The 22,988-nt window shown below is 48.9% G+C and carries 19 protein-coding genes; 13 read left to right on the top strand and 6 right to left on the bottom strand.

Annotated elements, in window-relative coordinates:
* The first annotated feature begins 2 nt into the window (after positions 1–2).
* The 4 genes from CAP50_RS09430 to CAP50_RS09445 all read left to right on the top strand — a co-directional run bounded on the left by CAP50_RS09430 (position 3) and on the right by CAP50_RS09445 (position 4,333).
* Entirely contained in the window at positions 3–1,055 is a 1,053-nt protein-coding gene (locus CAP50_RS09430) for a siderophore ABC transporter substrate-binding protein (RefSeq protein WP_100749824.1), read from the top strand.
* Between the two features lie 219 nt (positions 1,056–1,274).
* Positions 1,275–2,216, top strand: coding sequence for an ABC transporter permease (locus CAP50_RS09435; protein ID WP_156410090.1), 942 nt, complete (start codon positions 1,275–1,277; stop codon positions 2,214–2,216).
* A 183-nt stretch (positions 2,217–2,399) separates the two neighbouring features.
* Entirely contained in the window at positions 2,400–3,491 is a 1,092-nt protein-coding gene (locus CAP50_RS09440) for an iron chelate uptake ABC transporter family permease subunit (RefSeq protein ID WP_100749826.1), read from the top strand.
* Between the two features lie 80 nt (positions 3,492–3,571).
* Positions 3,572–4,333, top strand: a complete 762-nt coding sequence (locus tag CAP50_RS09445) for an iron ABC transporter ATP-binding protein (protein ID WP_100749827.1) — start codon at positions 3,572–3,574, stop codon at positions 4,331–4,333.
* A gap of 32 nt (positions 4,334–4,365) precedes the next feature.
* On the opposite strand, the gene CAP50_RS09450 is transcribed toward CAP50_RS09445, so the two are convergent.
* The gene (locus CAP50_RS09450; RefSeq protein WP_100749828.1) at positions 4,366–5,121 is read right to left on the bottom strand and encodes a siderophore-interacting protein; all 756 of its coding nucleotides are present in this window, start codon (positions 5,119–5,121) and stop codon (positions 4,366–4,368) included.
* Positions 5,122–5,263: 142 nt separating this feature from the next.
* Positions 5,264–7,327: a TonB-dependent receptor domain-containing protein gene (locus CAP50_RS09455; RefSeq protein WP_100749873.1), complete on the bottom strand. Its 2,064-nt coding sequence runs from the start codon at positions 7,325–7,327 to the stop codon at positions 5,264–5,266.
* 429 nt (positions 7,328–7,756) lie between these two features.
* Here CAP50_RS09455 and CAP50_RS09460 point away from each other — a divergent pair, with 429 nt between their 5' ends.
* The 4 genes from CAP50_RS09460 (at position 7,757) to CAP50_RS09475 (ending at position 11,489) form a co-directional block, all read left to right on the top strand.
* On the top strand, positions 7,757–8,032 hold the full coding sequence (locus CAP50_RS09460; protein WP_100749829.1) for a Trp family transcriptional regulator: 276 nt from the start codon (positions 7,757–7,759) through the stop codon (positions 8,030–8,032).
* Between the two features lie 181 nt (positions 8,033–8,213).
* Complete coding sequence (locus CAP50_RS09465) at positions 8,214–9,629, top strand: anthranilate synthase component I family protein (protein WP_100749830.1); 1,416 nt, start codon at positions 8,214–8,216, stop codon at positions 9,627–9,629.
* Positions 9,630–9,662: 33 nt separating this feature from the next.
* Positions 9,663–10,322, top strand: coding sequence for an anthranilate synthase component II (locus CAP50_RS09470; protein WP_100749831.1), 660 nt, complete (start codon positions 9,663–9,665; stop codon positions 10,320–10,322).
* A gap of 138 nt (positions 10,323–10,460) precedes the next feature.
* Positions 10,461–11,489: a DMT family transporter gene (locus CAP50_RS09475; protein ID WP_241900730.1), complete on the top strand. Its 1,029-nt coding sequence runs from the start codon at positions 10,461–10,463 to the stop codon at positions 11,487–11,489.
* Positions 11,490–11,628: 139 nt separating this feature from the next.
* On the opposite strand, the gene CAP50_RS09480 is transcribed toward CAP50_RS09475, so the two are convergent.
* The 4 genes from CAP50_RS09480 to CAP50_RS09495 all read right to left on the bottom strand — a co-directional run bounded on the left by CAP50_RS09480 (position 11,629) and on the right by CAP50_RS09495 (position 15,195).
* Positions 11,629–12,372, bottom strand: coding sequence for an amino acid ABC transporter ATP-binding protein (locus CAP50_RS09480; RefSeq protein ID WP_100749833.1), 744 nt, complete (start codon positions 12,370–12,372; stop codon positions 11,629–11,631).
* A 114-nt stretch (positions 12,373–12,486) separates the two neighbouring features.
* Complete coding sequence (locus tag CAP50_RS09485) at positions 12,487–13,224, bottom strand: amino acid ABC transporter permease (RefSeq protein WP_025644029.1); 738 nt, start codon at positions 13,222–13,224, stop codon at positions 12,487–12,489.
* Positions 13,224–14,060, bottom strand: coding sequence for an amino acid ABC transporter substrate-binding protein (locus CAP50_RS09490; protein WP_075100544.1), 837 nt, complete (start codon positions 14,058–14,060; stop codon positions 13,224–13,226). Before CAP50_RS09490 ends, CAP50_RS09485 begins: the two co-directional genes overlap by 1 nt.
* Before the next feature lie 385 nt (positions 14,061–14,445).
* A complete protein-coding gene (locus tag CAP50_RS09495) occupies positions 14,446–15,195 on the bottom strand; it encodes a UTRA domain-containing protein (protein WP_100749834.1) in 750 nt (249 codons plus the stop codon).
* 317 nt (positions 15,196–15,512) lie between these two features.
* On the opposite strand from CAP50_RS09495, the gene hutU reads away from it, so the two are divergent.
* The 5 genes from hutU (at position 15,513) to hutI (ending at position 22,986) form a co-directional block, all read left to right on the top strand.
* Positions 15,513–17,246 (top strand): urocanate hydratase, encoded by a 1,734-nt coding sequence (gene hutU / locus CAP50_RS09500; RefSeq protein WP_100749835.1) that lies wholly within the window; start codon positions 15,513–15,515, stop codon positions 17,244–17,246.
* 32 nt (positions 17,247–17,278) lie between these two features.
* Entirely contained in the window at positions 17,279–18,649 is a 1,371-nt protein-coding gene (locus CAP50_RS09505; RefSeq protein WP_100749836.1) for a YjiH family protein, read from the top strand.
* A gap of 100 nt (positions 18,650–18,749) precedes the next feature.
* The gene (gene hutH / locus CAP50_RS09510; protein WP_100749837.1) at positions 18,750–20,312 is read left to right on the top strand and encodes a histidine ammonia-lyase; all 1,563 of its coding nucleotides are present in this window, start codon (positions 18,750–18,752) and stop codon (positions 20,310–20,312) included.
* A 192-nt stretch (positions 20,313–20,504) separates the two neighbouring features.
* Positions 20,505–21,596 carry a formimidoylglutamase gene (hutG, locus tag CAP50_RS09515; RefSeq protein WP_241900731.1) on the top strand — a complete coding sequence of 364 codons (1,092 nt, stop codon included), beginning with the start codon at positions 20,505–20,507 and terminating at the stop codon, positions 21,594–21,596.
* 40 nt (positions 21,597–21,636) lie between these two features.
* Entirely contained in the window at positions 21,637–22,986 is a 1,350-nt protein-coding gene (gene hutI, locus CAP50_RS09520; protein ID WP_100749838.1) for an imidazolonepropionase, read from the top strand.
* Positions 22,987–22,988: the final 2 nt, after the last annotated feature.

Genomic DNA, 22,988 nt, shown 5'->3' on the forward strand with positions numbered 1-22,988 from the left:
TTATGTCTACTACTGTATTATCCAACCGCCTCTTTAGCACTTTTTTTAAACGTCCCTTATGGACGGCGATGGCCACCGCCCTTGCCGCGACGATCAGCGTGGCAGGCTGCAGCTCTCCTGAGTCCAACGACTCAGAGCCTGCGGACGCTCAGACCGAAAACCCAACCGCTGACCATGCCGAAAACGTCGCCAATAACGATGCTGTCTCGACACATACCATTACTGTCGATACCGCCAGAGGGGATATCGATCTGGCAATGAATCCATCGCCATTGGCCGTCTATGACATGACCTTGCTACAGGATTTGGCGGCGCTGGACGTGGCTGTCGATGGAGCGCCAAGTGGCCTACATTTGGACAACTTGCATTCAGAGACGCAGCCTGAGCCAAAAGAAGTGGGTACGGTATTTGAGCCAGATCTTGAGGCTCTAAACGCCATGCAGCCCCAAGCTATCTTGGTCGGCTCGCGGATGGCCGAAAAATACGATGCGCTCTCAAGCATCGCGCCAACGCTAGATATGACCATCGACACGGCCAACATCTATGAGTCGAGTAAGCAGCGTTTGCACGATCTTGGCGCGCTGTTTGGTAAAAGTGCGCAAGCAGCCAAATTACAAGGCAATATCGACAGCTTAATTGCAGAGACCAAAGCGGTCACCAAAGACAGTGGCACCGGTCTGGTGGTGATGGTCAATGGCAATAAAATGTCTGTCTATGGCGCTGACTCACGCTATGGGTTTATTCATAATGTCGTCAATGTGCCGATCGCTGATGATCAAATCAAAGACGGTCGTCATGGCCAGCCGATCTCTTTTGAATATCTACAAAAGACCAACCCTGATTGGCTATTCATCGTCGATCGTAGCGCCGCTATCGGTGAAGACAGCGTGGGTGCCAAAGCAGTCTTAGACAATCCGCTGGTCGCCCAAACCACCGCGTGGCAAAAAGACCAAGTGGTTTATCTAAGTCCAGATTCTTATCTCGCCTTTGGTGGTTATTATCAATGGATACAAGATCTGACCACGATCAAAAATGCGTTTGCAAGCGCAAAATAAACGCGGCAACCATACCAGCTATTTTTTGACCTATTATTTAATGAGCCAGTAGCCGTTATGTCGTTATTTTCATCGCGTGCCCAGACCCGCGCCAATAGTCTTGAGACCAGTCCCGCTTTGCCCACATCATCACCTTGGCAAAGCGGCAGCAAGGCTCTGAGCCACACGCGTCGGCATGCGGCCATACCGCCATGGCTTATCAACACAGCCAGCCTCATCATGATGGGGCTTTTGGTGTTATTAAGTTTGTCCATTGGAGTGGCGGATTTTTCGTGGTCTGGTATTTTTCATAGCCTCATCAACCATAGCGCCAACTCAGACAGCTCGCTACTACTGGTGAGCCGCATACCGCGTACCATTGCCATTATTTTGACTGGTGTCGCCATGGCGGTGGCAGGGATGATCATGCAAGTGGTGCTAAAAAACCGCTTTGTTGAGCCATCGATGGTAGGGGCCACCCAAAGCGCAGCACTGGGATTGCTGGTCGTCAGCTTGCTGTTCCCTGCCAGTGCGCTACTGGTCAAAATGGGTGTCGCCACCATTGCGGCAGTCGGTGGCATGATGCTGTTTATGCTACTTATTCACCGCATTCCGCCGACGGATTTTTTGATGATTCCGCTCATCGGTATCGTCTTTGGCGGTATCATCGAGGCGGTGACGACCTTTATCGCCTATCAGACCGAGACGCTACAGATGCTTAGCGTTTGGCAATTTGGCGACTTCTCTGGCGTTTTGGCAGGGCGTTATGAGCTGCTATGGCTAACGGGCGCGCTGTGCGTGCTGGCTTATATCATCGCTGATAAGCTAACCATCGTTGGGCTAGGCGATAATATCGCGCTGAACTTAGGCATTAGTAAGCGGCAGGTCACTTGGCTTGGCGTCGGTATGGTGGCGATGATGAGCGCGGTCGTCGTCGTGACGGTAGGCATGATTCCTTTTATTGGCTTGGTGGTGCCCAATATCGTCAGTCGGCTGATGGGCGATAAACTGCGCCGTAGCTTGCCAGCTGTCGCGCTACTGGGCGCATCGGCAGTATTGCTCTGCGATATCATCGGGCGCTCTATCCGCTACCCCTTTGAAGTGCCGGTCGCCACGGTGTTTGGTGTGGTCGGCACGGTGCTGTTTTTATGGTTGTTATTGCGCGCGCCTGCTGAGCGATAAAGCGTCTTGTAATAAGGCGTTTTGTAATAAGGCACCTCATAACAATGTAGCGCATAATAACGCATCTGGCCATCAAGCAGCTGACTCACCACCATCGACCCTTTTCTTTATTTATTCGTCCTGTTGTCTGCTTAGATAAGTGTGGCGTTGTTACTATTACAGGTAGCATAGTAGGATTTACGTATGTTTTCACCCTCTAAGCATGGCTCTATAACTGGCCGCTCTACAAAGACTGACTCAGCGAAACATCGTTTAAAAAATAATAATTTAGATAACGAGAGCCACGCAGCCCCCTCTACCCAGAGTCGCTTGGAGCAGCTTTGGGCATGGATCAGTAATCACCCAAAGTCGATTGCCGCTGTTATTTTGCTGATCTCGATGACGCTATTTTTGACGCTCAATGTCAATGGTCATTGGGACTTTGCCTTGCCACTACGAGGTAAAAAACTGCTGGCGCTCATGGTGGTCGGCTATGCGATTGGCGTATCGACTCTGCTCTTCCAAACCTTAACGCACAATCCTATTTTGACCCCTTCTCTACTGGGCTTTGACTCTCTATATATACTGCTACAAAGCTTATTGGTGTTTTTTTTGGGGGCGATGAGCTTTACCAGCATCAATCCTATTGCCAAATTCGCCCTTGAGATTGTCCTGATGTTTGGCGCATCATTATTATTGTTTCGAGTTCTGTTCTCAAAAAGCAGTCAGGATTTGACGCGGCTGATATTGGTGGGCGTTATCTTTGGGGTGTTGTTTCGCAGCTTATCGGCATTGATTGCGCGCCTGATTAATCCTGATGATTTTGTCGTGGTACAGTCGGCCAGTTACGCGCAGTTTAATACCATCAACCCACAGCTATTGGGGATCAGCTTCATTATTTGCACCATTAGCGCGCTGTGTATTTGGCGCTGGCGCTATCAATGCGATGTCTTGATGCTCGGTAAGGCGCAAGCGATTAATTTGGGCATTAATTATCAACGCCTCGCATTTGGGCTGTTGACGGTCATTGCGGTATTGGTCGCCACCGCCACGGCACTGGTCGGGCCGGTGACTTTTTTTGGCTTGCTGGTCTGCGCCTTGACCAATCGCATCGCACGGCATATGTATCATAGCGAGCGCCTGATATTGGTCAGTTTGGTGGCGATGATTTGTTTGGTCCTCGGTCAGACGCTGTTTGAGCAAGTACTGGGTATGGCGGGAGTGTTATCCGTGGTGATTGAGCTGGCGGGCGGCTTGGTGTTTTTGCTACTGATATTTATGACCCAGCGGCGTTGATGACATGTCGTATTAACCTATATAAAAAATCATAAACTATTTAAAACTGATTAAATTTTATCTAAAAAATAAGAATTATTATGATTAAACTCGATAATATCTCCCACCATATCGGCAAACAACAAATCCTGCATGACATCAGCTTATCCTTACCAAGCGCCCAAGTGATTGCCCTAATCGGCCCCAATGGCGCGGGCAAATCCACCTTATTTTCGGTCATGGCAAGGCTACAACCGCTACAGTCTGGGAAAGTGATGTTTGGTGAGCATGACATTGTCAGCTGCCCTGCGCGCACTTTGGCTAAGACGGTGGCGATGCTTGGGCAAGACAACCAAGTGCAAGGTCGTCTGCGCGTGCATGAGCTGCTGATGTTTGGCCGCTATCCGTATCATCAAGGACAGCCGAGCGCGGAGGACGAGCAAAAAGTACAAGAAATGATCGAGCGTTTTGAGCTTGAGCCATTAGCCGAGCGTTTTTTATCGACACTCTCTGGTGGTCAGCGGCAACGCGTGCTGATTGCGATGATTGTCTGCCAAGACACGCCGTATCTACTGCTCGATGAGCCGCTAAACAATCTGGATATGTACCATGCAGGGCGTCTGATGCGTGAGCTGCGCGAGCTTAGCTACAGTCAGCAAAAAACCGTGGTCATCGTCCTACATGATATCAACCAAGCCGCGCAGTTTGCCGATACTGTGGTCATGATGAAAACTGGCCAAGTGATGGCGGTTGGGCAGCCTGTCGATGTCATAACTAAAGCTACCATGAAAGATTTATATAACGTCGATGTGACGGTACTTAACCATCAAGGTCGGCCAGTGATTGTCGATACATTGCTATAGTTATAGTTAAGCAGGACTGTGGCTACGTCACCTTATAACCCTAATGCAGCATCTTCGCGTTTGACGATTTTATGCTCATCTTCATTGCTATCAAGTTTCCAGTAGCTGGAGATATAAAGATGACTTTTAGCCAGTTCTTTTTGTTTGAAGTACTGACGCAGCGCTCGCATACTATTGAACTCGCACGCCGCCCACACTGCCACTTCACCAGCCGGCCAGCCTAGCGTCTTAATACGCTCAAGAATGGGGTAATGATTGCTGCTTGCTTCGGCATTGATTACCCACTCAAGCGTTATATTCTTCGGCTTTTGTAGCAGCTGGATATCATCCTCACTCAGCACCTCTATGACGGCATAGCCCTCGGCATCCTCGGGCAGCTGTGCTAAGTTTACCGTGATGGCGGGCAGCGCGGTCATGTCTCCCGCCAATAAAAACCAATCCGCCTCGTGATTGATAAGCTTTTTGGCACCGGGCCCACCGATCAAAATAGTATCACCGACTTGTGTGGTTTTGGCCCAATGTGAGGCAGGACCTTCAGCGCCTTTGTGATTGAGACCATGCAAGACAAAATCGACATCGATTTCATCGTCACGTTGCTGGATAATGGTATAAGTGCGCATGATGGGCTTTTTTCCTGCCTCCCCTACAAACATCAGTTTGATATAGGCGCTTTCTTGCTCGATTGGGAAGTCTTGCATCCCCGCTCCGCCAAGCGTAATGCGGCGCATGTTCGGCGTGATATCGGCGATGCCTTTTACTTCTAATACTCGTGGAGTAGGTTTGGTCATTTTTTATCCTTTTATTTTGCTGTTATCTTTTAAATATTGATATGACTCTTTTTTGGCGTGTCTTCATCTCAAAAGCAGCCATAAAAAAGCCAGCTCTCTTAGACAGAGAGCTGGCTTTTAGATATTACTAATAACAGTTAGATTAGAATTGATAGGTCAAAGAGGTTTTGATATTACGACCCATCTCAAAATCTGTAGCCGTAGCATCAGCTGGATTTAAGCGTGAAGCGTGGCTAGCATAAGTTTCATCAAACAGGTTATAAACCCCAACTGTGGCTTTTAGACCATCAAACTGACGTGGTGAATAGTTCACATACACATCGTGCACATCATAGCTTGGCTTGGTGTCTTGGTTGTTATCGGTGAGCGGCGCGACATAAGTACTGCGCCAGCCTAGTCCCACCTCATCACTTGGCTCGTAGTTTAGATTGAGCATATAGCGATCACCCGAGTCAGCACCACTGCCACTCACTGATGGGATGCTGTCGCCTGTTTCACTGCCTTCACTACGGGCGCGCGCATAGCTAAGACCCATGCCAAAGTCACGAGTGCTGTAGTTGGCTGCCAGCTCAACCCCTTTAATTTCGTAGTCCTCGGCACTGTTGTACATACCTTGGCATTCACCGCCGATTGCTCCTGTCTCACAGTCAAGCCCAAATCTTCCTGGGCGATTACCAGTTCTCATAAACAGCTGATAGTTTTCGATATTTGATTTAAAGTATTTTGCACTTAATTGTAGCGCATCATCGGCAAGCGTCAGCCCTCGTAGCGTAGTCGCGACACCTACTTCAGAGTTATAGCCTTCTTCTGGTTTTAGGTCATCATTGACATAGATACCATCACCATTGCTGTTAAATATCGCCTGGCCTAAATCTGGACCATTGAACAGCTCTGTGTAGCTGGCAAACACTTGCGTACGCGGCGCGATTTCATAGCTGGCTGCCAACGCACCAACCACATTGTCATACGTTTTGCCGTCCGATACAAACTCAGGAGACTCATAACGGTCGTAACGAACGCCTGGTGTGAGGGTTAGCTTACCCATCTGCCACTGGTCTTCTAGATAGACTGAGGTGTTTTTGGCTTCATCATTACCTGTACGCGCACCGTCGCGCGCCATCTCTGACTCTTTTTGGTAGTGCTCAGCACCTGCGATCAGCTTATGGCGACCCGACGCACTCTCAATCACACTGGTGTTTTCAACTTTCGCGCCAGTGGTTTTTATCTTAGCGTTCCAATCATAGCCAGGCGTGACTTCAGTATCGTTATCACGCAAGATCTCGGTCTCGGTCTGATAGATATTGGCATCAACATCAACCAAAGGGTTTACTGGATTAAAGTTATAATCGACAGTGTAAGTATCTCGGCTTACCTTTTGCGGTATTCTCTCATCACTCAAACTCGGAAAATCTGGACGAAATGGAAAGATACCTTTTTTTTCGGTACGGCTAAAGCTGGCGCCCACTCGGTGATCGTCAAGGATCGAAACCCCTGCTTTTAATAAGATGTTTTCGCTTTCGCTGTCTTCAAAAAGCTCACGGCCGCTACCATCTTCGCCAGAATCTGCATCGCGCTTGCCATAGTAGGCCAACAAATCGACGTTGTCAGTTGGGGCACCATAGACGGTGGCTGATGTCAGTAGCTCGTCGTTGTTACTGCCGTATCCTGCGTGTAGTTTGGCACCGACCTTTTGACCCGGTTTGAGTAAATCTACTGCATCGACCGTTTCAAATGCTACTGCGCCGCCAAGTGCATCATTACCGAGCGTGACAGAGTTGTTACCCACTGCCACTTCTGCTTGTTTTAATAGGTCTGGATCGATGGTGATATCACCCATGTGATAAAACATCGCGCCTTCTTGACGCGCGCCATCAATCGTCACTTTTAGATTGGTGTCGTCAAGACCGCGCACACGCACGCGCTGATTGACCGATGAGGTGCCACCGACCTCAACCCCTGGTATGACATCCAAAAAATCACTTAAGTGGCTTGCCTGCGCAGCTGGCGTATAGTCTTCGACATACACGCCATCTTCTTGTACTTTGTCTCGTACTGAGCTGTTGGCCGTGACGGTAATGGTCTGTAGTGTAGTACTTGGCATGTCGTCTGCTGCCGCACTAGCCGCCTGCGTCCACAATATGGCTGCCACGCCCATAGATAATACGGTTAATTGATTGGATGAGATTGGTAACTTTACTTCACGCATAACACACTCACTTTGATGACGATCAATATTAAATTTTAGCTGTGACTGTAGCCTGTCCTGCATTTATCAATGCATTGCTATATCGCCACATTGACAAACACCAAGACGCTACAGCATGGCTCACATACGAATAACATTAATAATATTAATGATAATTATTAGCATTTAAATAATGACAGGCATCATAACCAAGTATTAACAATTTGGCAATAATGAATGTGAGAAATTAAGCGTTTTAATGATAATTTGTAAAGGCGGTCGAAAAACCTAAGGGAGGAAGATGGCGATTGACGCATCAACGCCATCAATAAATATCATAAAAAGATAGGCAGATACCTTGTTTTTCTTGTACTACTGTACTAGAATGCTGAAACAAGAGAGTTTGTTCTGTTATTTATTATCTGACTGATTATTATAAGACGACATACCATGAGTACCAACCCTTATCACAGCTTATTACAGCATTTGGCAAACTGTCCTGATAGTGCGGATATCGAGGCGTTGTTTCGCGCGCTGCTGACAGAAAAAGAGCAGCAAGAGATTGCCAACCGTATACGTATCTTTGATTTGTTGGCGCGCGGCGTGACCCAGCGTGAGATATCTGAGCAATTAGGGGTTGGTATTGCCACTGTCTCGCGCGGCGCCAAGGCGATGCAGGCGCATGACGTCAGCGCTTTATTGGCGACGCATAGAGAAAATGCGTAAGCGATTAGCCATTATATCAATTTTGCTTAGTATCAACTTTGCTTAGTATCAACTTTGCTTAGTATCAACTTTGCTTAGTATCAACTTTGCTTAGTATCAACTTTGCTTAGTATTAACTTTGCTTAGTATCAATTCTGCCTATCTCTATCTGACACCTATCTAACTCACTTTGGACATCACTATGACACCTACCCTACAGCACAATCCGCCTGCGGCGATTGAGATTCCCAGCAAACCAAAACGCATCAAACTCACCCAAGATATCGATTTTTTTGCGTTATTTAAACGTATTGAGCGTGCTTTTGAGACCTGCTATCTGCTTGAGTCACTAGGCGAAGATGGACATATGGCGCGCCATCATGCTATTGGTTTTGACCCTGTGATGACCATTGCCGCTATTGACCGCACAACTTTGGCAATTACTGATAATCAAACCGCCAAAACCCAGCACTATCAAACGGACAACCCTTATGAGCTACTACGCAGCATCACCCCGCAGCACGTCATCGCTCGTGATCAAACAGGCGGACTGGTCGGCTACTTAGGTTATGACAGTGTCAATTTTTTTGAGCCAAGTCTCAATGCAAAGGCAAGCGACGATTTTGAACCCTTTAAATTTGGCGTCTATCTCGATGGCCTAACGCTAGATAAGATGACCGGAGAAATCTTCTATTTTTACTATCCTACCGAGCAGCAAGACAATCGTATCGAGCAAATCAAGGCCTTGCTTGATGCACCCATCCCCTGCTATGAGCCGCCCTCGGTTGAGTTTTTGGCTGATGGCATGAGCCAAGATGAGCATGCGCGCGCCGTCATGCAAGTCAAAAAAGACATCATCTCTGGGCGTATCTTTCAGTGCGAGGTGGGCTTTAAATCCAAATATCGTATTAGCGGCGACAAGATGCCGATTTATGAAAAGCTGCGCGCGGTCAATCCATCACCGCACATGTACTTTATGAAATTTGCTGAGCAGTGCATCATTGGTGCCTCCCCCGAGCTGCTGTTTCGCTTGCGACAAGGTGAGATGGAAACCTATCCACTGGCTGGCACCGCCAAACGCGGCGTCGATGTCGCAGAAGACCGTCAGCTTGCCCGCGCGTTGCTAAACGATGCCAAAGAGATCGCCGAGCATAATATGCTGGTCGACTTGCACCGTAACGATATCGGCCGTGTCGCGCGCTTTGGTACGGTAAAGGTGCGCAGCCTGATGGACATCAAACGCTTCTCACATGTGCAGCACATTTCCTCTGAAATCGTTGGGATTTTGCACCCTGATGAAGATATGTTTAGCGCGCTTGCCAGCAACTTTCCTGCCGGTACTTTATCAGGTGCGCCAAAAGTCGAGGCAATCAAAGTCATCAACGAGCTAGAGCCTGATGGCCGCGGTGCGTATGGCGGCGCGCTTGGCTCCTTTAATTTTAATGGCGATTGTATTTTTGCCATTCCTATTCGTAGTCTATTTATCAATGGTGAGTCCGCCTACGCGCAAACCTGCGGCGGCAATGTCTACGACTCCAACCCTGCTGATGAATACTTAGAAATCCAGCGTAAGCTCTCTGCCATGAAAGTGGTGTTGGACAGCTTTATGACCGCCTAAACCCCTCTCTACTTCAGCAAAGAGTGATGACTTATGAATGTTTTGATTATCGACAACTACGACTCGTTTACCTTTAACTTATATCAATATATCGGCGAGATTTTGCAAACCATGGGAGACGATAAAGACAGCGCTAGCGCTGCAAACGTCATCGTCAAACGCAACAACGAGATCACCTTGGCTGACGTACAAGCGATGAATCTTGACCGCATTATCATCTCACCTGGCCCAGGGGCACCTGATGATCCTGCCTATTTTGGCATCTGTGCAGAAGTCATCAAAATCATGGGAAAAACCACGCCGATATTGGGCGTCTGCCTAGGCATGCAGGGTATCGCCCACGTATTCGGCGGCGATGTGATACGAGCTCACGTACCGATGCATGGCAAAGTCTCCGCCATTCGCCATGACGATGCAGGTGTTTATCAAGGCTTGCCGCAAGAGGTAGAAATCATGCGCTATCACTCGCTTATGGTAAAGGCGGATACGCTACCTGACTGCTTAACCGTCACTGCTGTCGTTGCCAATGACGCCCATCATCACTTGAGCCTGACAGAGGCGGCGCTCGCAGGCAATGAGATAATGGGATTGCAGCATAAAGACTATCCAATTCAGGGCGTGCAATTTCATCCAGAGTCATTTGCCACAGAAGGTGCCAAACGCTTGCTAAGCAATTTTTTACTGCAAGTTTAAATCATGCAGCCCAAGTAAATCGACTTTTAAGTTTAATGGACTTGTGTTAGTCCTTCATTAACGCTTTAATGTTAGACTGAAAATAACAAACAAAAGGCAGCCTTTTATCAGGTTGTCTTTTGTTATTTTAGGCGCGTAGTGAGCAAACAGCACCTACTAGGCTGCCAGCTGCTCGCTTATTGTTTGAATTTTCTAGAAAATAAAATAGAGAGCGATATGGCACACACGGAGAGCGCGATGACAGCGCGGCAGTCATGGATAGGCACCATTCAAATCATTAGCGCTGCGGTCTGTTGGGGCACGCTTGGGATATTTTCCACCTATCTAAACCAGAGCGGCTTTAGTGGCTGGCAGATTACTATTTTGCGCATCGTGAGCGCCGCTTTTTTGGTGCTGGTCATGCTACCAACGCTCTGGCTCCATCTGTCTGCTCTAAGACCAAAGCAGTGGCTGGGGCTGGCGCTGCAGTCCTTGATAGGCGTGCTTGGTATGTCGCTCTGTTATTTTTTTGCCGTCATCTATGTCGGCGCGGGCCCTGCGGTTGCTTTGCTATATACCGCACCGGTGTTTAGCCTGCTGTTTTCTGCGGTGTTATTGCAGGAGCCTATCACTCGCCAGTCAGCGCTACTGGCACTCATGGCGGTGTTTGGTGTGGGTTTGACGATGCTGGGTGATGAGGCAAAAGTCAACTGGGGTATCGCGCTTGGGCTGCTATCTGGCGTGTGTTATTCGCTCTACGGTGTCCTTGGCAAACGCGCGATGCACTATGCCCACCCTGCGCCGTTGGTGTTTTTTACCTCAATTATCATCAGTGCTGGCGTACTGCTGTTGTTGCCTGAGACGTATCGTACTTACGGGCAGCTATTTGCCTTACCGCTGGCCACCTGGGGCTACGCACTGGGGCTTTCCTTGATTGGTACGGTGGTGCCGTTTGCGCTGTATATGAAAGCATTAGAGAAACTGCCTGCCACGCGCGCATCGGTCTTTACTATCTTTGAGCCATTGACCGCCATTGCTTTGGCTCTACTGCTCCTGCATCAGGCGCTTTCATGGATACAATATGTAGGCGTGGTACTGATTTTGCTGGCGGCTTTATTGAATGCCATGTTAAATGGCACGACTACGCGCGTACCAAGGTGGCTCAGACGGCGACCAAAACCTTTTTAGCAAAACAAAAGCTTTAGTGAAAAAATAGATTAAAAACAAATAAAGCCCCAACCATGATGTCATCGTTGAGGCTATTTTTTGCGTAAAGGCTTTATATAAGAGTCACAAGGTTGCGCCAGACAATATCTATTGCGCCCGATTACTGCTCGATACGCTGTAAAAACGCTTGCGTACGAGGATGGGTAGAGTCTTCAAACAGCTGCTTGGCGCTGCCCTCTTCGACCACATGGCCACCCTCAATCAACACCACATGATCGGCCACATCACGAGCAAAGTTTATCTCATGGGTCACCACCACCATCGTCCAGCCCTCTGAGGCCAACTGCTTCATGGTGCCAAGTACGTCTTGTACCAGCTCTGGATCAAGCGCTGAGGTTGGCTCATCAAACAATAACAGCGACGGTTCAATGGCCAGCGCACGTGCGATGCCGATGCGCTGCTGCTGCCCGCCCGAGAGCTGAAACGGATACAGATCTGCTTTGTCTGCCAAGCCCACCTTATCGAGCAAGGCCAGCGCCTGCGTACGCGCTTGGACTTTGCTTTGCCCCTGTACCACCGTCGGCCCAAGCATTAGGTTCTCTATCGCTGTTTTATGCGGAAACAAATTATAAGACTGAAACACCATGCCAGACTTACGCTGCAGTGCCAGCAGGGCTTTTTTCTTAGGCTTGGTGGCAAAGTCTACCGTCAAGCTACCGTCTTCAAAAGCAATAACGCCCTGATCGGGTATCTCCAGCGCATTTAGGCAGCGCAAAAACGTGGTTTTGCCCGACCCTGACGGCCCAAGTATCACCACCACCTTGCCTTTTTCGATGGTCAAGTCGATGCCCTTTAGCACTTGATTGTCACCAAAGGCTTTGTGAATATTACTGACTTGAATCATAGAGGTTTCCGCTGACAAATAAAGAATAATAACAAAACACGAGTAAGCAAATAGCTACTACCATACTTGGCTCGTCGCTTGAGTGAAATGGCGGCAATGGCCGATACTTGTCGGTTATTTGGCCACATAACGATCGAGTCTGGTCTCAAGCTTGCCTTGGATAAAGGTCAAAAACAAACAAATGGCCCAATAAATAAAAGCCGCTTCGGTATAGACCAGCATAAACTCATAGTTGCGGGCGGTAATGATCTGCGCTTGCTTAAATAGCTCTGTGACCAATACCAGCGACGCCAATGACGTGTCCTTGACCAGACTGATAAAGGTATTGGACAATGGCGGTACCGATACCCGTAACGCTTGCGGCAAAATCACGTGGCGAAAGGTCTGCAGATACGTCAAACCAACCGTCGAGCCTGCTTCCCACTGACCTTTTGGAATCGACAAAATCGAGGCACGTACCGTCTCTGAGGCATAAGCACCGATATTGAGCGAAAAGGCAATAATCGCTGAAGGAAATGGGTCGAGCTTGACGCCGACGCTTGGCAGGCCATAAAAGATAATAAACAACTGCACCAGCATCGGTGTCCCGCGAATCGCCGAGACATAGATACGGGCCAGACGGTAGACAATCTCATGCAGCCAGCCTGTACGTGGCACGATACGAATCAGCGCCACGACCAGCGCAATCATCATACCGATGGCAAACGAAATCAAAGCCAGCGGTATCGAATAGTAGATACCACCCTTGAGCATCGGCCAAAACGAGTCGATGACGATTTGCGCTCGATCAGGACTCATAAAGGGCAGCAGTGCCAATAGATCGGTTAACGCTGAGGTAAGAGACGCTAGCATTATTTTTGTTGACTTATATCAGCACCAAAGAATTCTTCGCTAAGCTTGGTCAGCGTGCCGTCGGCATGCAGCTCGCTCATGGCTTCATTTAACTTCGTCACGACAGCGTCATTGCCTTTTAATAGCACCAAACCTGAACCGCGCTGCTCGTCGGCCGGAGCAACCAGTTTGATCTCAAGGCCACTATCTGGGAATTTTTTTAGATAATCGAGTACGGCCAAATTGTCATTCATGGTAAAGTCAGCGCGGTCTTGCTTGACCAACTGAATCGCTTGCGCCATACCATCGACAGGGACAATTTCGGCTTGATAGCGTTCGGCCAGCTCACCATAGTTACTGCTTAGCGACTGGGCGCTACGTAGACCTTTTAGGTTATCCCACGAGCCATAACGATTGTCGTCGGTAGGCGCTAGTACCACGGCACCAGACCAGCTATAAGGCTGCGCGAGATCGTACTTTGCTTGGCGCTCAGGCGTCGTTAGGCTGACTTGGTTGGCCACCATATCAAAACGCTTCGAGTCTAAGCCTGCGAGCATCGCATCCCACTGGGTTTCTTTAAACTCGACCTCAACGCCTAACTTATCCGCCACTGCACGGGTGACTTCGACATCGTAGCCGGTCAGCTTGCCGCTTTCATCGTGATAGGTAAACGGCGGATAGGTACCCTCAGTACCCACATTGATCGTGCCGCCATCGTTGATGCGTTGCAGCATATCAGAGCCACCGCTCGCGGCATTATCAGTCGCATTGCTGTCGGCGTCATTGGTAGTAGACTGACCACAAGCAGCGAGCAGGACTGTACTGGCGGCGAGGGCTAAAAGAGTACGACGTTTCATAAGGCGTCCTTATAAGATGAATGAATAAGTCTAAAAGTGTCTAGCAAAAGTATAGGGTGCCCATGCTGTAGGCAAAAGCTGTATAAGAAAACAGTATGATAAAACCATGCAGGCAAACACCTTTACAAACAAATAGTACTTGGACAGTGTCCGCACAGCGCGCATCGGCTTTAGCTGCCCGATTTGAGGACTGCAGATAATTTTTTCAATACTGTGTTGGCTACTTTCTGCATTTTCTTATCACAGCCTGTCCCTATCTTTCAAACAAAGGGTTTAAAACAAAAGGTTTTCAAACAAAAAAACTCAATTGTTTCTATACTAACGCACTTAGGTAAGAATAAACGTACAAAAACAGTGAGCAACAGCCAATTTTGCTCGTTTGTGGTCACAGCTCGCCTGAGAACTGATAGCGCTCCCCTGCGTGCCACATTTTCACAAAGGTCAACACCTTCCCTGCTGAATAGGTCTGACGGCGCAGCACCAATGTGGGAGACTGCGGGGCAATCTGTAGCAGCGCGGCGATCTCATCTGGTGCTGCTAGCGCCCGAATGGTATAGCTACCGCGCTCCAGTGGACTTTTGGCAATCAAGTACTCACTGGTGTTGATAATACTAAAGTCTTGCTCGATAAACTCGGGCAGCTTTTGCGCATCGACCCAGCGCTCCTCAAACTGTATGGGCAGGCCGTCGGCGAAATGAATGATTTTCACTTCGTATAAGACCGCCGCACTACTATCCGCCGCGCTCCTCGCGCCTGAGATTGCCGCACTGTCGATAGCAAACTTACGGCGCAGCTCATCATCTAGCATACTTGCGGTGATCACACGTTTGCTCACCACCTGCGCTTGATAATCGCGGTTGGCTGACCTTAAGTCCTGCGCGATATTGCGCACCTCTACAAAGGTATGATTAAACTGCTGCTGGGCGACAAAGGTCCCTGAGCCTTGCCGGCGCTCCAGCACCCGCTCCTCGCTCAGCTCTTTTAGCGCACGGTTGACCGTCATGCGCGATACGCCAAACTCCTCAGCCAGCGCCATCTCTGTAGAGATGGCCTCACCTGCTTGCCACTTTCCTGAGTGAATATTGTCCAAGATTGCGTTTTTGATCCGCTGATAAGCGGGAACTTGTTTTGTCATGTCCGTGTTTTACCGTCAGTTTTAGCAAAATAATAGCCTCATAATACCATGACCATCCGTCGCCGCGGCAGCCCTCATCCATTCATCACTACCTGCGTTGGCTCACCGACCACAGAAGACAAAGAAAAGCCGGCACTAAGACAGACTTACGTCAAAGATCTTACCCCATACAAAAAATGCTTGCATGAAAAATAAATCTTTGATAATTTGTATATACAACTTATTAAGCAATTCCAATATTATCGCTAAATGCCTCGCAAATAGACCACGTAAACACGCGGCGTAAATAAGCGACGCACACTCAAAAGGATCTGTTCATGACTACTGCCAAGGAAACCACCACAGACAACACCCTTAAGGCAAACACCTTTACCCGCCGTGATGACAGCCGTGAAATCGCTGCGCCTACTGGTAGCGAGCTACATTGTAAAAGCTGGCTGACCGAAGCGCCCTATCGCATGATTCAAAATAATCTACATCCTGATGTGGCCGAAAACCCAAAGAGCCTAGTCGTCTATGGCGGTATCGGCCGCGCTGCCCGTAACTGGGAGAGCTATGATCAAATCCTTGCCTCTCTTAAAGAGCTAGAAGACGATGAGACCTTACTCGTACAATCTGGCAAACCAGTGGGCGTGTTTCAAACGCACGAAAATGCGCCGCGCGTGCTCATTGCCAACTCCAACCTGGTCCCGCGCTGGGCAACGTGGGAGCATTTTAACGAGCTGGATCGTAAAGACTTGTTTATGTATGGGCAGATGACCGCTGGCAGCTGGATTTATATCGGCACCCAAGGCATCGTCCAAGGCACTTATGAGACCTTTGTGGAGGCAGGTCGCCAGCATTATGATGGCGATTGGAGCGGACGCTGGATTTTGACCGCTGGTCTTGGCGGTATGGGCGGGGCGCAGCCATTGGCCGCAAGCTTTGCTGGTGCAACCTCTTTAAACATCGAATGTCAGCAGTCGAGCATTGATTTTCGCTTGCGTACTGGTTACGTCGACAAGCAAGCGGACGATCTCGACCATGCTTATGAGCTGATTAAAGAGCATACCGCCGCTGGTGAAGCCGTCTCTATCGCCCTACTTGGTAACGCCGCCGATATCCTGCCTGAAATGGTCAAGCGTGCGAACGCAGGCGAAATCAAACCTGACTTAGTCACTGACCAAACCTCCGCTCATGATTTAATCAATGGCTACTTGCCAAGTGGCTGGAGCGTTGATGAGTGGAGGGCGGCGCAAGAAAACCCAGAGCAACACGCCGCACTGAGCAAAGCTGCCGCCGCCTCTTGCGCGGTGCATGTACAGGCCATGTTGGATCTACAAGACATGGGCATACCAGCCACTGATTATGGCAATAACATTCGCCAGGTCGCTTTTGACGAAGGCGTTAAGGACGCTTTTAACTTTCCAGGTTTTGTCCCCGCTTATATTCGTCCGCTGTTCTGCCAAGGTAAAGGGCCGTTTCGCTGGGTGGCGCTATCAGGCGATCCAGAAGATATCTACAAAACCGATCAAAAAATCAAAGAGCTGTTCCCTGAAAACACCCATGTGCATCGCTGGCTGGATATGGCAAAAGAGCGTATTCACTTCCAAGGCCTGCCAGCCCGCATTTGCTGGTTAGGTCTGGGCGAACGTGATAAAGCAGGCTTGGCATTTAACGAGATGGTCAAAAACGGTGAGCTCAAAGGCCCCATCGTCATCGGCCGTGACCATTTGGACACCGGCTCTGTTGCCAGCCCAAACAGGGAGACCGAAAGCATGAAAGATGGTTCGGACGCTGTATCTGACTGGGCATTATTAAATGGCATGCTCAATGTCGCAGGCGGCGCTACTTGGGTGTCACTCCATCATGGCGGCGGCGTGGGCATGGGCTACTCGCAGCACTCTGGCATGGTCATTGTCGCCGATGGTACAGAAAGCGCCGCTAAACGTTTATCGCGCGTACTGGTCAATGATTGCGGCTCAGGGGTGATGCGTCATGCCGATGCCGGCTACGAGCTGGCGATCAAAACCGCTAAGGACTATGGCTTACATCTGCCGATGATTAAATAGCTTACCCAATACATTTTATCAAGGAGGATAATATGATTGAGCAAAACACCATAAATCACGCCGATACTGATGCTATGACGACGCCGCCATCGTCTAACAAACTGCTGTCGAAACCCATCGCACTATTACAACTTATCGTCTTTAGTGCTATTGGCTTAGTGATGTTTTTTGTGCCCTTTACCATCGGTGACAAAAGCACGATTTTGTTTGATCATGGGGCCACTTATCTGGTCACTCAGCAACACACCTTATCTGTGACCTTATTGTTTTTGCTGATGATATTTGGTGTTAGCAAGCCATTCATAGACGGTTCATGGCGCAAAAACCTCACCCACAAAATCCTGACCGTGTTTAAGATAATCGGTTTGGTTTTGGCGGTGATGTATATGACTGGCACCGCCCCTGCCTATATGATGGAAGCTGACATGCTGCCATTTTTGTTTGAAAAGCTGGCATTACCTGTGGGTATGATTGTCCCTATTGGCGCATTAATCTTGGCATTTTTGGTGGGTTTTGGTTTGCTTGAGATGGTCGGCGTGCTAATGCAGCCGATTATGAAACCTATTTGGAAAACGCCTGGCTCATCGGCAATTGATGCCGTTGCGTCTTTTGTGGGTAGTTACTCTATTGGTTTATTGATTACCAATCGTGTGTACCTACAAAAACAATACTCAGCGCGTGAAGCCGTCATTATTGCTACTGGGTTTTCTACGGTATCGGCAGCGTTTATGGTGATTGTTGCCAAGACCTTAAACCTAATGGAGTTTTGGAACGTATTTTTTTGGTCAACACTGGTGATTACCTTTATCGTCACCGCTATTACCGCTCGTATTCCGCCCATCAGCCTTTTTGACAATGACGTTGAACGCCCGCCACTCGATCATACCCGTGGCAAACGGCTGACCGCCGCGTTTGATTTAGGCTTAGCGACGTCGCGTCAGGCAACTGATCTAAAACAGATTTTATGGTCCAATTTTCGCGATGGTCTGATGATGGCTGCTGCCATTGTGCCCTCGATTATTGCTGTCGGGCTGACCGGTCTTTTGTTAGCCAAATACACCCCAGTGTTTGATGTAATGGGTCTGCTCTTGTATCCATTTACATGGCTCGGCGGCTTGCCAGAGCCTCTAGTGGCTGCTAAAGGGATGTCTGCTGGGCTCGCTGAAATGTTTTTACCAGCACTACTACTCAGTGAGGCAGATATCCTAACACGCTACGTCGCTGGGGTGATATCGATTAGCAGCGTGCTGTTTTTTTCTGCCATGATTCCGTGTGTACTCGCAACAGAAATTCCAGTATCGGTTGGCAAAATGATCGTCATATGGTTTGAGCGTGTAGCCCTTAGCGTCCTACTCGCAGCCGCGTTCGGACATTTTGCTATGTATGTAGGCTGGATGGCTTAAATCGCGTCATCTGCCAGCACCAGCGCCGAGCCGATACCATTAAGTAAATCAGAACACTAAAGCATATTATTCATATTGTTTTTAACCTTGGGACTCTCCTATGACCGCTATCAAAACCCTGACCCTCCACCCTCGCCAGCTAAGCTTTGAGATGCTACGTGATATCTATAATCACCCAGTCCACCTCACCTTACCCGCCAGCGCTTATGAGGCAATCGATGCCTCACACGACGATGTATGTACCATCATCGCCCGTGATAAAAGCGCTTATGGTATCAATACTGGTTTTGGTCTATTAGCCAAGACCCGCATCAGTGATGATCAGCTCGAATTACTTCAACGCAACCTGATCATCTCGCACTCAGTCGGTACGGGTGAGGCGCTGCCAGACAACGTAGTCAGGCTGATTATGGTGATGAAAGTTGCCAGCCTCGCTCAAGGCGTCTCTGGCGTCCGCCGCGAGGTCGTCGATAGTTTACTTGGCTTAATTAATCATCAAATTACGCCAAACATTCCCGCCAAAGGCTCCGTTGGCGCTTCTGGCGACCTTGCGCCTTTATCGCATATGACGCTGGCGATGATGGGCGAAGGCGACGTTTATGTCGCTGGCAAAAAAGTCCCTGCCGCTGAGGCACTAGCGCAGCATGGTCTTGAGCCTATCACCCTAGCAGCCAAAGAAGGCCTTGCCCTTATCAATGGTACGCAGGTCTCAACGGCACTGGCATTACGTGGCTATTTCTTAGCAAGGGATTTACTTGAGACCGCCACCATCGTCGGCTCTATGTCTATCGATGCCGCCAAAGGCTCGGATTCACCATTTGATGCCCGTATTCATGAAGTGCGTGGTCATCACGGTCAGATACAAATTGCACAAGCCCATCGTCAGCTGATTAAAGGCAGTGCTATTCGTGCTTCGCACAATGACGAGCAAGATGATCGAGTGCAGGATCCGTATTGCTTACGTTGTCAGCCGCAAGTCATGGGCGCTTGCCTTGATATCATCAACCAAGCAGGCAAAACGTTATTAATTGAATCTAATGCGGTGACGGATAATCCGCTTATTTTTAACAATGAAGATGGCCCTGTTGCTATCTCAGGGGGTAATTTCCATGCTGAGCCAGTGGCCTTTGCCGCTGATATGCTCGCTTTAGCAATCGCTGAGATTGGCTCTATGTCTGAGCGCCGTGTGGCTTTATTAATTGATGCAACCTTGTCAGGTGGCCTCCCGCCATTTTTGGTAGAAAATGCAGGGGTAAACTCAGGCTTTATGATCGCTCACGTGACGGCCGCAGCGCTGGCTTCAGAAAACAAATCCATCGCCCATCCAGGCAGCGTCGATAGCATCCCAACCTCTGCTAACCAAGAAGACCATGTGTCGATGGCCACTTATAGTGCCCGCCGCTTATATGAGATGGCGCACAACACGGCTACCATCGTTGGCATTGAGCTATTGTCTGCTGGTCAAGGTATCGACTTCCATCGTAATCTTGCTACTTCCGAAGCATTACAGGCCGCGCATCAAAAATTGCGTGAGCAAGTGACTTTTTATGACAAAGATCGCTACCTAGCCCCTGATATTGAAGCGGCAAAACAGCTGGTATTAGATGGTGCGCTGACAAAGCATTGGCAGGCACTGCGTAGCAATTGGTACGAGTCTAAATAAATAGCATCCTTCTATAGTAAGTGCTAAATAAAAAGAGTACAGCTTTTATGGCGTGCTACTGGGATGAATTTTATGCCGCCTCTGGAGCGACGAAGTCACACAGTAAGCAAAGAAAGTTTATACCAGTAGCACTGTACTTATTTTGTAGCGGATCAAATATACACAAGCAATACGGATTAAAGGAAATCAGCGATGAGCCTATCAATGCCTGACACAGCCGTGAGCCACAGCGCCGCTGATATGAGCCGCTGGACTGGACGTGCCGAGCCGTTTGAAACTGCGCGCGCCCGCTATTGGTATCAAATAGCGCAGCCTTATACCTTTGATAGCAGCAGTCAACAAAACAACCAGCAAAACGGCCAGCAAAACGGCCAGCGCATTGGACTGGTCGGTTTCGCTTGTGATCAAGGTGTCAGACGCAATCAAGGACGCGTGGGAGCCAGAGCGGCGCCGCCTTTGATTCGTCAGGCATTTGCAGCGCTGCCCATCATCGCTGAGCTGCAACAGCGCTATGAGGGTCAACTGTCAACGCTACTGGGTGATGCTGGCGATATTTACTGCCATGATAATGATGACTTTGCCGAGCGCACCCTCGAGCAAGCTCAATTAACCTACGCTGATAAAGTCAGTCACATTATCCAGCAAGGCGGGCTACCCATTGGAGTTGGTGGCGGTCATGCCATCGCTTATGGCAGCTTTTTAGGATTGTGGCAAGCGCTACAGCAGACAGATGCTACCAGTAACAACAATGCGCCGCTGCGTATTGGCATTATTAACTTTGATGCGCATCTAGATATTCGTCAGTCTGATGTCGCCACCTCTGGCACGCCCTTTCGCCAAATAGCCGAGCACCTTGAGGCGCAAGACCAACCATTTCACTATTGCTGTATCGGCGTCAGTCGATTTTCCAATACTGCTGCGCTCTTTGACCGTGCTGAGCAGTTAGGCGTGCATATTATCAGTGACGAAGATTGCGCCAATAAGAAATGGAAAAAAATTGCGGCGCAAATAGAGACCTTTATCAATGACGTTGATGTGGTCTACTTAACCATTGATATGGATTGCTTGCCAGCAAGCGTGGTACCTGGTGTCAGTGCACCAGCCGCCTATGGTATTAACTTGGCATTCGTTGAGCGCGCGGTCAAACGTATCATGGCATCAGGCAAAGTAAAAATAGCTGATATTGCCGAGATTAATCCGACCTTTGATGTTGATGCACGCAGCTGTAAAGTCGCCGCTCGCCTCTTAGCCACTATTATCGAGCAGCATTTACTTTTAACATAGACAAAAAAAATAGTTGGTTAACCACAAGCAGGAGCTTATTATGAACCACACTAGCGCCCAAATACTTGACAACAATACTACTAATACCCTGACTTCATTTGATCACGTTATTATCAATGCCAATCTTGCCACCTTTTCAGCGCAATACGGCTTTGATGCTTACAACAACAATCAAAGTGAAAACCAAAGTGCCAATCAAAGCAATGATCAAAACAAAAGCACCCCTTATGGTCAATTGGAAAACGCCGCTATCGGTATCAAAGACGGCAAAATCGCATGGGTTGGTACGCATGAGCAAATCAAGCCGCACCTCACCCATTATCAAAGCGAGCAAATCAAAGACGTACATGGCAATTGGATCACGCCTGGACTCATCGATTGTCATACCCATATCGTTTATGGTGGCAACCGCAGCAATGAGTTTGAAGCGCGATTGCAAGGTGCCAGTTATCAAGATATCGCGGCACAAGGTGGCGGCATCGTCTCGACAGTGAGCGCCACCCGCGCAGCAAGTGAAGAAAAACTATTTACCCAAAGTGAAAAACGCCTGCTCGCGCTCATCAAAGAAGGCGTGACCAGTATTGAGATCAAATCTGGTTATGGACTGGATCTGGATACTGAACGCAAAATGCTAAAAGTCGCCCGCGCGCTCGGCGACAAACACCACATTCATGTTAGCACCACGTATTTGGCCGCCCATGCGCTACCGCCAGAGTATAAAGACCATGCCGATGACTATATAGAGCAAGTTTGCCAGTGGTTACCCATCTTACATAGCGAGGGCTTAATCGATGCGGTCGATGGTTTTTGTGAAAACATCGCATTTAGTAGCGACCAGATTAAGCGCGTCTTTGACGTTGCTCGCTCGTTAGACTTGCCTGTGAAGCTGCATTCTGAGCAGCTCTCAAACATAGGCGCTAGTGCTTTGGTAGCAGAATACCAAGGATTATCAAGCGACCATCTTGAGCACTTGGCAGAAGACGATATTAAAAAAATGGCCGCAAGCAACACGGTAGCGGTGCTGTTGCCGGGGGCTTTTTATACGCTACGTGATACTAAGTTGCCACCAATTGAAGCGTTGCGTAAGCATCAGGTGCCGATGGCTATCTCAACCGATTGCAACCCCGGTACCTCGCCGCTCACCTCGCTGTTATTAGCGATGAATATGGGCTGTACTTTATTTTATTTAACGCCCGAAGAAGTATTGGCAGGGGCCACTGTTCATGCGGCGCAAGCGTTAGGTCTAGCCAACAAAGGTAAAATAGAAGTGGGCTGTGATGCTGACTTGGTACTGTGGGATATCGCCCGCCCTGCTGACCTTGCTTATCAGATGGGGCTAAATCCTATCACAGGTATCATGGTACAAGGCAGATGGCGTGAGACGGTATAACA

Origin of the sequence: Psychrobacter sp. L7 (assembly GCF_002810365.1) — a bacterium.
Lineage (GTDB): Bacteria > Pseudomonadota > Gammaproteobacteria > Pseudomonadales > Moraxellaceae > Psychrobacter > Psychrobacter celer.